Genomic DNA, 9,364 nt, shown 5'->3' with positions numbered 1-9,364 from the left:
CCGCAAGGTCGTCGACCCCGCCGAGGACCACCGCGTCGACGCCGATACGGTTCGCGGCGCGACGCGGGAGGTGGTCCGGAGCCTGCCCGACCAGCTCCCGCGGGACGTGCTGACGCTCCGGGCCGCCGGTGTCGAGCCGGTCGCGCCGCTGCTCCACGACCGCGTGGTCGACGCCGCGCTCCGACTGCCCGCGGACCTGCTCGCGACCGACGAGGAGCGGAAGATCGCGCTCCGCCGAGCGGTCGCGGACGTGGTTCCGGACGACGTTCGCGGGGCCGAGAAGAAGGCCGTCCAGTACGGCACCTACGCCGCACGGGAGTTGGACCGGCTGGCTCGACAGGCCGGCTACAAGCGCCGGATGGACGATCACGTCGGGCAGTACATCGACGCGCTCGTGGCGGGCGAGGCGTAGTTAGCTCTCCTCGGCGGCCTCGATCGCACGCAGCGCGAGTGCCCGCGTGTCGGCGTCGACGTGGCTCTCCTGCAGGTCGTCGCGGTCGTACCAGTCCCACGCGTCGGCACCGGCCTCACCTGGGGCGGGGTCGATCTCTCGGCTCGGGACCGTCGCGAAGTAGATGTGGTCGACGTGCTGGTGGAACACGTCCTCGCCGTCGGTGTCGATGTCGTACAGGAGTTGCTCCCGCGGGGTGGGGAGGGTTCGCCCCGCGGGCGCGCCGACTGGCTCGGTGTCGTCGAGTAGCGTCGGTTCGAGGCCGGTCTCCTCGCGCGTCTCGCGCAGGCCGGCCTCGTGGGGGAGTTCGTCGCGGTCGACGTGGCCGCCCGGGGGGATGTGAATTCCCAGTTTCGGGTGGTAGTGCAGGGCCGCGGCGCCGTCGTTGACGATGTAGACGGTGGCAGTGAAGTGGCGCGTCGTCTCCATGGCTCTCGATTACCACCGTGGGGTTTCGGGGTTGCGGTTCGATTATTGGTCGGTCGTGGTTGGGGGCGTTTCAGTCGGTTATTGATCAATTGGTCCACCTGTTTTGTGAAGCGTGAGTACGACAACACCGTGAAAGCCCCTGCCCGCTCGGCTCGCGCGACTCGCTGCGCTCCTCGTCGGTCACTTCGTTCCCTCCTGCGGTGCTTGCGTCGCCGTGCTTCGCCGAGCGGGCAGCCCCTTTCAGTCCTACCCGACCGCACAGCCCACACGCCTCCCCAGCCGACTCACTCGCTCACTCCGTTCGCTCGTTCGTCCCTCGCGCTCGGGTCGCGCACGGAGGCGCGCCCGCTTCGCGCCACCGCATCTGCGGCGGAAGTGTGGACAGCGTTCCATCGGCGCCGCGCAGCAAGAGGTCGGTCGCAAGAACTACGTTTCGGCCCCCCGGAGGCGGGAGTATGGCACACGAAAACTCGTCCGATCTGGGTCTCGGGATCGGCGTCACCCTCTCCGTGGTCGCGCTGCTGGCCGCGGCGTGGCTGGCGCTGGTCGACCCGAGCGCGACGTTCGACAGCGGGATGCACGCCGCGGCGGTGCCGTTCGCGGTCGCGATGACCGTCGGCGTCGGCGCCGTCGCCGCGATCCACCTGTTCTGGGGGGAGTAGCCGGGAAACCGTTAAGAACGCGAACGCCCTACGCCACGACGAATGACCGAGTACACCGAGGAGGAGGCACGCATCGTCGCGTACCTACGCCACAGCGTCTCCTCTGGGGATCGGTACTTCCGGGCCAAGAACATCGCCGAGTCGATCGGCCTCTCGGCCAAGCAGGTCGGCAGCCGACTGCCGACGCTGGCGGAGAAGTCCGACGACGTGGAGATCGAGAAGTGGGGACGCTCGAAATCCACGACCTGGCGTGTCGAGCCCCAGGGGTAGCAGCACCGCAGCCTAGCGAATTTTCGCCAGCCGCCGCTCCATCTCCGCCCCGACTTCCGCCGCGAGCTCCTCGTCCGGCCGCTCGTCGTCGGGCGCCCACTTCGAGAAGAAGCCCGCCCGTCCGAGGTAGCCGACCGCTTCGTAGATCTCCCGCCTGGCCTCGAACCCCTCCGGCAGTGAGCCTGCAGTCTCCCGGTAGGCGTCGAGCAGCACAGCCTCCAGTTCGTCCGCGACATCGAAGTACTGCGAACCGAGGAGCTGACGGTGTGCCCGGTGGAGCTCGCGTGCCGGGTCTCCGACGTGGGCGATCTCCCAGTCCAACAGGCCGACACGCCCGTCGGTGAGGAATCCGTTGGGGTGGGCTGGATCGCCGTGAAGCAGTGCCGCGGGCGCCCCGTCGAGTCGCTCTCGATTCGCCTCGACGGCAGCGATCACTGCGTCGAAACAGTTCGGGAACCGTTCCGCCGGCGCGATTCGGCGCATCTGCTCGATCTGCCCGATCAGCACGTCGGTCCACGACCCCTCCTCGAGCGCGAGCCCGTCGGGACCGCCGCCGACGATCCGACCGTGGCTGTCGAACCGCTCGGCGTGCAGCGTCGCGAACGTCCGCGCGGCTTCCGTGACGAGCGTCGACCGCTCCTCCGTGTTCGCGTCGGCCCAACGCCGGATCAGGGGATCGCCGTCGACTGCCGCGGTCGCGAGATACGGTACCTCGTACTCCGGCTCCGCAGCCGTGATCGCCGGCACCGGCACGTCGACGTTCTCCGCGACGTAACCGATGACTGATCGCTCGCGGGCCACACGTTCGCCGTCTCCGGTCGTCGAGATCTTGAGATAGATCGTCTCGCCGTCGGTGAACGTCAGTTCGACAGTCCGGTTCAGATCGTTCCAGGAAGGTCCGGTCGATCCTACTTCGGCGATCTCCCGGTCCGGGAACGCACGCCGGAGGGCGTCCGCAACCTGCTCGTCCATGGCCGTGGGTCGGCTGACCCCGGAAAGGGTTTTGTGGTGGGACGTCGGGCGACACCGTCGGCCGCAGTCCCTACCCGTTATCACCCCCCGACCCGTAGCCTGGGGTATGACCGTCCGTGTCGAACGGACCTTCACGTTCGACGCCCCGGCCGAGCAGGTGTGGGAGTTCATCGCGGACCCCGCCAAGCGCGCCGAGGCGATCAGCGTCGTCGAATCGTACGAAGTCGCCGACGAAGCCGGCCGGGAGGCGACGTGGCACGTCAGCCTCCCGATCCCGGGCGTGGGCGCGACCGTCGCAATCGAGACCGAGGACGTCGAGCGCGACCCGCCGAACCGCGTCAAGTTCGTCGGTAAGTCCACGGCGCTGCGGGTGACCGGCACCCACACCATCGAGTCCGACGGCGAGACGACGACGCTGCACAACGAGTTCGTCGTCGACGGCCGGCTCCCCGGCGTCGAGCGCTTCTTCAAGAAGAACTTCGAGTCCGAACTCGACAACCTCGAAGCCGCACTCCGCGAGGAGTTGGGGCTGAAAGCATGAGCGAGATCGGCGACGGCGACGACGCGATCACGGTCGCGCTGGCCCAGCACCGCGTCGAGGCGGGCCACGTCGAGGCGAACGTCGACCGCGCGGTCGCGGCGATCGAGCGCGCGGCCGCGGACGGCGCCGACCTCGTCTGTCTGCCCGAGATGTTCAACGTCGGCTACTTCGCGTTCGACTCCTACGCCCGGGAAGCGGAGGGACTCGACGGGCCGACGCTGAAGCGGATCGCCGCGGTCGCCGCCGACCACGGCGTCGCTGTCCAAGCCGGCAGCATCGTCGAGGATCTCCAAGTCAGCGCCGAGACGGGGTTTTCGACGCCCGATTCCGAGGGACTGGCCAACGCCTCGGTGTTCCTCGACCGCGCGGGCGAGGTGCAGGCGGTGTACCGCAAGCAGCACCTGTTCGGCTACGACTCGGCGGAGAACCAACTGCTCACGCCCGGCGAGTCGCTGCCGACCGTCGAGTTCGAGGGGTTCACCGTCGGGATGACCACCTGCTACGACCTGCGGTTCCCCGAGCTCTACCGGAAGCTCGCCGACGACGGCGTCTCGCTGGTGCTGGTGCCGAGCGCGTGGCCCTACCCCCGGGTCGAGCACTGGCGGACGCTCCCGCGCTCGCGGGCCATCGAGAACCTCGCCTACGTCGCCGCGGTCAACGGCGCCGGGGAGATGGGCGACGACCGCCTCGTCGGCCGCTCGACGGTGTACGACCCCTGGGGGACTCCGATTTCGACCTGCGACGACGACCCTGAACTGGTGACGGCCGAGCTGTCGCCCTCCCGCGTCGAGGCGGTCCGCGAGGAGTTCCCGGCGCTGCGGGACCGCCGGCTGTAAGCGGCAGTTTCTCTCCGCTATCGGCGAAAGAGCCTCTACCCCGGCGGCTGAACGGCCGGTATGGACACGAAGAAGTTCCTGTTCGTCTCGGCCGACGCCGCGCTGATCACCGACCTCGCGTGGCAGGTCCACCGGGAGGGCCACGACGTGAAGTACCACATCGAAGCCGAGAGCGATCAGGAGATCGGCGACGGCTTCGTCCCCAAGACCGACGACTGGGAGGCGGAAGTCGACTGGGCCGACGTGATCATTTTCGACGACATCTGGGTGGGCGACAGCGTCGGGACGGGGAAGCTCGCGCAGGAGCTCCGCGAGGAGGGGAAAGCCGTCGTCGGCGGCACACCAAACACCGACCGGCTTGAGGAGGACCGCGGGTACGCGATGGAGATCCTCGAGGACCACGGGGTCAACACCGTCGAGCACCACGTCTTCGACGATTTCGAGGAGGGGATTCGGCACGTCCGGGAGAACCCCGCCCCGTACGTCATCAAACCGCTCGGTGAAGTCCAGAACGTCAAACGCCTGCTGTACGTCGGGAACGAGGACGACGGCAGCGACGTGATCGACGTCCTGCGGGCGTACGAGAAGGCGTGGGGCCACCGGATGAAGGGGTTCCAGCTGCAGCGGAAGGTCGAAGGCGTCGAGGTCGCCATCTGCGGGTTCTTCGACGGGAACGAGTTCGTCGATCGGGTGAACTTCAACTTCGAGCACAAGAAGCTGTTCCCGGGCAACATCGGGCCCTCGACCGGCGAGATGGGCACGTCGATGTTCTGGGCCGGGCGGAACGAACTGTTCGAGGAGACGTTCGGGAGGCTCGAAGGCTGGCTCGCGAACGAGGGGTACGTCGGCAGTATCGACATCAACTGCATCGTCAACGAGAACGGAATCTACCCGCTGGAGTTCACCCCTCGGTTCGGCTATCCGACGATCGCGCTGCAGGAGGAGTCGTTCGAGTCCTCGACGGGGCAGTTCTTCTACGACCTCGCCCACGGGAACGACCCCGACCTCGACGTACACGGCGGCTACCAGATCGCGGTCCGGATCGTCCTGCCGCCGTTCCCGTTCGACGACGAGGAGACGTACGACGAGAGCTCCCGGAACGCCGCGGTCGTGTTCGAGACCGAGAGCCGTGACGGGATCCACATCGAGGACGCGAAGAAGGTCGACGGGCAGTGGCGCGTCGCCGGCGACAACGGGATGCCGATCGTCGTGACCGGGAAAGGGGAGACGATGGCGGCCGCACGGGAGCAGGCGTACGACCGCATCGACGACATCGTGATGCCCAACATGTACTACCGCGACGACATCGGCGAGCGCTGGATCGACGGCGACGGCGACCGACTGCAGGCGTGGGGGTACCTCGGGCCGCAGTCCTGAGGGCAGTCGCCCCGGTCGTCGACGCCGTTACGGCAGCGTCTCGTTCGGCGCCCCGTCGCCGGCCAGCAGTTCACAGAAGCGCCGCAGGACCGCCTCCCGACCGTTCGCCCGGCGTCGGCCGCGACTGGAACCGGGGGGAACTGACAGTTTGAGTGTATACCGTTCGATCCAACGCCGCTCGGATCCCGTAACGAAGTGTATTCGCCCCGTAGCGGCGCTCTCGGATACTCATTATTGAATTCCGACAATAGCATCAAACATCTATCATCTATTGAGACGTATATTGACTTACGCTTGCCTAAGCTATTTACCCCATTAGCCCGCCCATAGCCCATGGTAGATGGTGACAATCAGCCAACGACCACGCGACGAACGTACCTGAAAGCGGGCGCAGCGGTCGGTAGCTTCGCCGGACTGAGCGGGTGTGTCTCTTCGCTAACCGGAGGGACGACGACGCTTCGGGTCAATTCGCCGGCCGCGGAGGGTTCAGTGCACGGCGACGCCGGGGCGTGGATCAAAGAGTACGTCGAGGCCGAGACCGACGGCGACATCGAGATCGAGGTGTACCGCAACAGCGAGTTGGGGGGCCAGATCGAGTCGATCGAGAACGTCTCCTCGGGGTCGCTGGAGATGTACGTCATCCCCTACGCGCTGACGGGGACCCAGTACCAGCCGGCACAGGTGTTCGACGCGCCGTACCTCTACGACCCGGAGAACCCCTACGAGGACATCTACGAGAAGACCGACCCGCAGGACAGCGAGATCGCACAGAACGTCATCGAGAACCTCGCTTCGGAGACCAACATCCGGTCGCTCGGCGCGGTGGTGCAGGGCACCCGCCGGTGTACGCTGAACGTCGAGGGCGAGCCGCCGACGAACCCCGAGGAACTGGGCGAGTACCGGATGCGTGCGGTGCCGATCGGCATGTACGAGCAGGCGCTCGTCGGCCTCGGCGCCGAGACGACGAACATCGACTTCTCGGAGGTGCCACAGGCGCTGGCCTCGGGCTCGATCCAGGGGCAGGAGAACCCCTACAACATCATCCGGAGTTCGGGCATCTGGGAGAACCAGAGCCACATCATCGAGACCGACCACATGCACGTGCCGCTGGCGATCATCATCAACGAGGGGATCTTCCAGGACGACCTCACCGACAACCAACAGCAGATCATGTACGACGCGGTGCGCGAGAACCAGTCCCGCGCGACCGAGACGCTCCAGTCGAACCTCGAGGACCACCGCTCGTTCATGCGTGAGAACGGCCTCACGATCGTGCCGCCGGAGGACCTCGACATGGACGCGTTCCGGAGCGCGACCCGCCAGCGCATCCGGGACCAGTTCCCCGACCTGATCGACACGATCGAACAGCTGCACGGCAACGGCTACCCCGCGGAATAGATGTCGCGGGTCGAGCGCGCGTTCGACCGGGCGACGAGTGCGCTGTATCGCGGCTCGGCGGTAGCGCTGCTGCTCATCCTCGTTTTGATGCTGGTCCGTGTCGTCTCACGGAACCTGAGCCTCGGCATCAGCGGGCTCCAGATCGTCGCACAGGCCGCCGCGGTCTGGCTCACGTTCATGATCGTCGGCGCCCTGGAGTGGGAGCGGCGCCACATCGAGATCGACTACTTCACCGACCGCATCCCCGAGCGCTGGCAGCCGCTCCACGACATCTTCGTGACGCTCGTGGGCACGTACGCGGCGTACGTCATCTTCGTCGGCTCGATAATCGCGATGGTGACGTTCGCCGACTCCACGTCGCCGGCCGTCGACATCCCGATCCCGTTCTACTACGCGGCGTCGACGCTCGGGGCGGGGTTCCTGCTGTCGATCTACGCCTACCGCATCTACTCCGCGGTGCAGGAGGTGCGTCGCTGATGGCGGTGCTGGGTCTGATCGCGGTGCTGATGTTCGTGGCGCTGGCCTCGATGCGGGTGCCGGTGTGGATCGCGCTGCTGGTGCCGGCCGCGCTGTACAGCTTCGTCAGCGGCCAGCCGTTGCTGTTCCCCGCGGTGAACATGGTCCGGGAGCTGGACTCGTTCACGCTGCTGGCCATCCCGCTGTTCATCTACGTCGGCTCGCTGATGAACCACGGCGAGATCACCGAGAAGATCTTCGACTTCGCCGACGACGTGGTCGGCCACTACGACGGCGGGCTGGCGCAGGTGAACATCCTCACCAGCCTGATCTTCTCGGGGATCAGCGGCTCGGCGCTCGCCGACATCGGCGGCGTCGGGCGCGTCCTGATCGACTCGATGAAGGACGCCGGCTACGAGGGCGACTTCTCGGCGGCGGTCACCAGCGCGTCGGCGACGGCCGGCCCGATCTTCCCGCCGAGCATCCCGCTGATCCTCTACGGGATCATCGCGGAGGTCTCCGTCGTCTCGCTGCTGCTCGCGGGCGCGCTGCCGGCGCTGCTCACCGTCGCGTTCCTGATGCTCGGCACCGCGGTCATCGCGAAGACCCGCGGACTCCCGAGCAACTCCCACCGGGCCTCGCTGAGCAAGATCGCCTCCTCGTTCGCGAAGGCGTTCCCGGCGCTGCTGACGCCGGTGATCCTCATCGCCGGGATGCTCGGTGGGCTGTTCAGCCCGACCGAGGCCGCGGCGGTGACGGTGTTCTACATCCTGCTGATCAACACCGTCGTCTACCGGTTCCTGAACCTCCGGTACATCTGGAACGCGGCCACCGAGACGGTCGAGACCACCGGGACGATCGTGATAATCCTCGGCGCCGCGAGCGTGTTCAGCTACGTGCTCTCCGTCGAGGGGGTCGACAGGCTGTTCGAGACGACCGTGCTGTCGGTGTCGACCAACCCGATCGTGGTGCTGATCCTGGTGAACCTCGTGCTGCTGTTCATCGGGCTGTTCCTCGACCCGATCGCGGCGCTGGTGATGATGACGCCGATCGTCGTCCCCACGCTGACGGAGGTCGGCGTCGATCCGGTCCACGCGGGGGTCATCATGGTGTTCAACCTGATGCTCGGGCTGCTCACCCCACCGCTCGGGCTCTCGGTGTACCTCTCGGCGGACATCGCGGACGAGCCGGTCTGGGACGTGTTCCGGGAGACTCGGGACTACTACGTGATCCTCGCGATCGCGCTGCTGGTGATCACTTACTACCCGCCGCTCAGTCTGAGTATTCTCGAGTACCTGTAGCCCGCCGCCGGCGCTCCTCCGGCGGCGTGTCGTCCTCGACCAACTGCATGGGCGCGAGCGTGTCGGCTTCAGCCATCGTCGCGACCAGCCAGTCGTACCCCTGCTGAGGCTCCTCGCTCGCGAACCCGACCCCCGCCGCCCGGAGCTCGGCCATCCGCTCCCGGATGTCGTCGACGGCGAAGGCGATGTGGAAGAATCCGTCGCCGTGCTCGCGCCAGTGGTCGTACACCCAACCGGACTCGGTCGTCGGCGTGATGAGCTCGACCAGCGCGTCGCCGACCGGGTAGAGCGCGACCTCGAGTTCGAACTCCCCGGTCATCTCCTCGCGAGCCAGCCGATCGACGCCGAACTGTGACTCGAACGCGGCCGTCGCCGCGTCCAGATCGCCGACCACGAACGCCACGTGGTGGATGCGCGTGAACATACCTCACACGTCGGCGCTCGCGGCATCAATCTATCGTCTCCCGCAACGCCGCCACGAATGCCCGACAGTCCATCCCGGTCGAGGCGCCGCGGGCGGCCGCGGTGTCGTTCACTGCGCTCACCACGCCGTCCTCCCACGTCGAACGCGCGTCGCCGATGCGGGCGGTGTCGTGAGCGACCGTCGCCGCGGGGATGCTCCGCTCGTCGAGGAACGGGAGTCGGCTCCGGCCGGCGCCGTCCTTTCCGCC

13 protein-coding genes are annotated in these 9,364 nt (G+C 67.3%); 9 read left to right on the top strand and 4 right to left on the bottom strand.

Annotated features, from left to right (window positions below; all coding sequences use genetic code 11):
- The coding region (locus ACFR9S_RS11760; protein ID WP_379818744.1) for an asparagine synthase-related protein at window positions 1–412 on the top strand (412 nt) is incomplete at its 5' end.
- Here ACFR9S_RS11760 and ACFR9S_RS11755 read toward each other — a convergent pair.
- Entirely contained in the window at window positions 413–880 is a 468-nt protein-coding gene (locus ACFR9S_RS11755) for an NUDIX hydrolase (RefSeq protein ID WP_379731048.1), read from the bottom strand. It lies immediately after the preceding gene.
- A 455-nt stretch (window positions 881–1,335) separates the two neighbouring features.
- Here ACFR9S_RS11755 and ACFR9S_RS11750 point away from each other — a divergent pair, with 455 nt between their 5' ends.
- Window positions 1,336–1,542, top strand: coding sequence for a DUF7525 family protein (locus tag ACFR9S_RS11750; RefSeq protein ID WP_379731049.1), 207 nt, complete (start codon window positions 1,336–1,338; stop codon window positions 1,540–1,542).
- A gap of 42 nt (window positions 1,543–1,584) precedes the next feature.
- On the top strand, window positions 1,585–1,812 hold the full coding sequence (locus tag ACFR9S_RS11745; RefSeq protein ID WP_379731050.1) for a DUF7123 family protein: 228 nt from the start codon (window positions 1,585–1,587) through the stop codon (window positions 1,810–1,812).
- Window positions 1,813–1,824: 12 nt separating this feature from the next.
- Here the strand turns inward: ACFR9S_RS11745 and ACFR9S_RS11740 are convergent, their stop codons facing one another.
- Window positions 1,825–2,784: a phosphotransferase family protein gene (locus ACFR9S_RS11740; RefSeq protein WP_379731051.1), complete on the bottom strand. Its 960-nt coding sequence runs from the start codon at window positions 2,782–2,784 to the stop codon at window positions 1,825–1,827.
- A gap of 106 nt (window positions 2,785–2,890) precedes the next feature.
- On the opposite strand from ACFR9S_RS11740, the gene ACFR9S_RS11735 reads away from it, so the two are divergent.
- The 6 genes from ACFR9S_RS11735 to ACFR9S_RS11710 all read left to right on the top strand — a co-directional run bounded on the left by ACFR9S_RS11735 (window position 2,891) and on the right by ACFR9S_RS11710 (window position 8,693).
- Entirely contained in the window at window positions 2,891–3,325 is a 435-nt protein-coding gene (locus tag ACFR9S_RS11735; RefSeq protein WP_379731053.1) for an SRPBCC family protein, read from the top strand.
- A 26-nt stretch (window positions 3,326–3,351) separates the two neighbouring features.
- Entirely contained in the window at window positions 3,352–4,161 is an 810-nt protein-coding gene (locus tag ACFR9S_RS11730) for a carbon-nitrogen family hydrolase (protein WP_379731060.1), read from the top strand.
- Between the two features lie 60 nt (window positions 4,162–4,221).
- Window positions 4,222–5,538 carry a phosphoribosylamine--glycine ligase gene (locus tag ACFR9S_RS11725; protein WP_379731054.1) on the top strand — a complete coding sequence of 439 codons (1,317 nt, stop codon included), beginning with the start codon at window positions 4,222–4,224 and terminating at the stop codon, window positions 5,536–5,538.
- A gap of 333 nt (window positions 5,539–5,871) precedes the next feature.
- Window positions 5,872–6,936 carry a TRAP transporter substrate-binding protein DctP gene (gene dctP / locus ACFR9S_RS11720; RefSeq protein ID WP_379731055.1) on the top strand — a complete coding sequence of 355 codons (1,065 nt, stop codon included), beginning with the start codon at window positions 5,872–5,874 and terminating at the stop codon, window positions 6,934–6,936.
- Window positions 6,937–7,413, top strand: coding sequence for a TRAP transporter small permease (locus tag ACFR9S_RS11715; RefSeq protein WP_379731056.1), 477 nt, complete (start codon window positions 6,937–6,939; stop codon window positions 7,411–7,413).
- Window positions 7,413–8,693, top strand: a complete 1,281-nt coding sequence (locus ACFR9S_RS11710; protein ID WP_379731057.1) for a TRAP transporter large permease — start codon at window positions 7,413–7,415, stop codon at window positions 8,691–8,693. The genes ACFR9S_RS11715 and ACFR9S_RS11710 overlap by 1 nt, the downstream gene beginning before the upstream one ends.
- On the opposite strand, the gene ACFR9S_RS11705 is transcribed toward ACFR9S_RS11710, so the two are convergent.
- Together ACFR9S_RS11705 and ACFR9S_RS11700 are read right to left on the bottom strand one after the other, a co-directional pair.
- Window positions 8,665–9,117: a VOC family protein gene (locus ACFR9S_RS11705; RefSeq protein ID WP_379731058.1), complete on the bottom strand. Its 453-nt coding sequence runs from the start codon at window positions 9,115–9,117 to the stop codon at window positions 8,665–8,667. The genes ACFR9S_RS11710 and ACFR9S_RS11705 overlap by 29 nt on opposite strands.
- A 25-nt stretch (window positions 9,118–9,142) precedes the next feature.
- Window positions 9,143–9,364: hypothetical protein (locus ACFR9S_RS11700; RefSeq protein WP_379818743.1), on the bottom strand; the 222-nt coding region annotated here is incomplete at its 5' end.

It is taken from the genome of Halolamina salina (genome assembly GCF_042678005.1).
GTDB classification, from domain to species: domain Archaea; phylum Halobacteriota; class Halobacteria; order Halobacteriales; family Haloferacaceae; genus Halolamina; species Halolamina salina.
This window is presented reverse-complemented; position numbering and strand designations above follow the sequence as displayed.

Coding starts and splice junctions, on each gene's coding strand:
- ACFR9S_RS11735 (WP_379731053.1), top strand. CDS start 2,891: ATGACCGTCCGTGTCGAACGGACCTTCACGTTCGACGCCCCGGCCGAG.
- ACFR9S_RS11725 (WP_379731054.1), top strand. CDS start 4,222: ATGGACACGAAGAAGTTCCTGTTCGTCTCGGCCGACGCCGCGCTGATC.
- ACFR9S_RS11710 (WP_379731057.1), top strand. CDS start 7,413: ATGGCGGTGCTGGGTCTGATCGCGGTGCTGATGTTCGTGGCGCTGGCC.
- ACFR9S_RS11745 (WP_379731050.1), top strand. CDS start 1,585: ATGACCGAGTACACCGAGGAGGAGGCACGCATCGTCGCGTACCTACGC.
- ACFR9S_RS11715 (WP_379731056.1), top strand. CDS start 6,937: ATGTCGCGGGTCGAGCGCGCGTTCGACCGGGCGACGAGTGCGCTGTAT.
- ACFR9S_RS11740 (WP_379731051.1), bottom strand. CDS start 2,784: ATGGACGAGCAGGTTGCGGACGCCCTCCGGCGTGCGTTCCCGGACCGG.
- ACFR9S_RS11755 (WP_379731048.1), bottom strand. CDS start 880: ATGGAGACGACGCGCCACTTCACTGCCACCGTCTACATCGTCAACGAC.
- dctP (WP_379731055.1), top strand. CDS start 5,872: ATGGTAGATGGTGACAATCAGCCAACGACCACGCGACGAACGTACCTG.
- ACFR9S_RS11750 (WP_379731049.1), top strand. CDS start 1,336: ATGGCACACGAAAACTCGTCCGATCTGGGTCTCGGGATCGGCGTCACC.
- ACFR9S_RS11705 (WP_379731058.1), bottom strand. CDS start 9,117: ATGTTCACGCGCATCCACCACGTGGCGTTCGTGGTCGGCGATCTGGAC.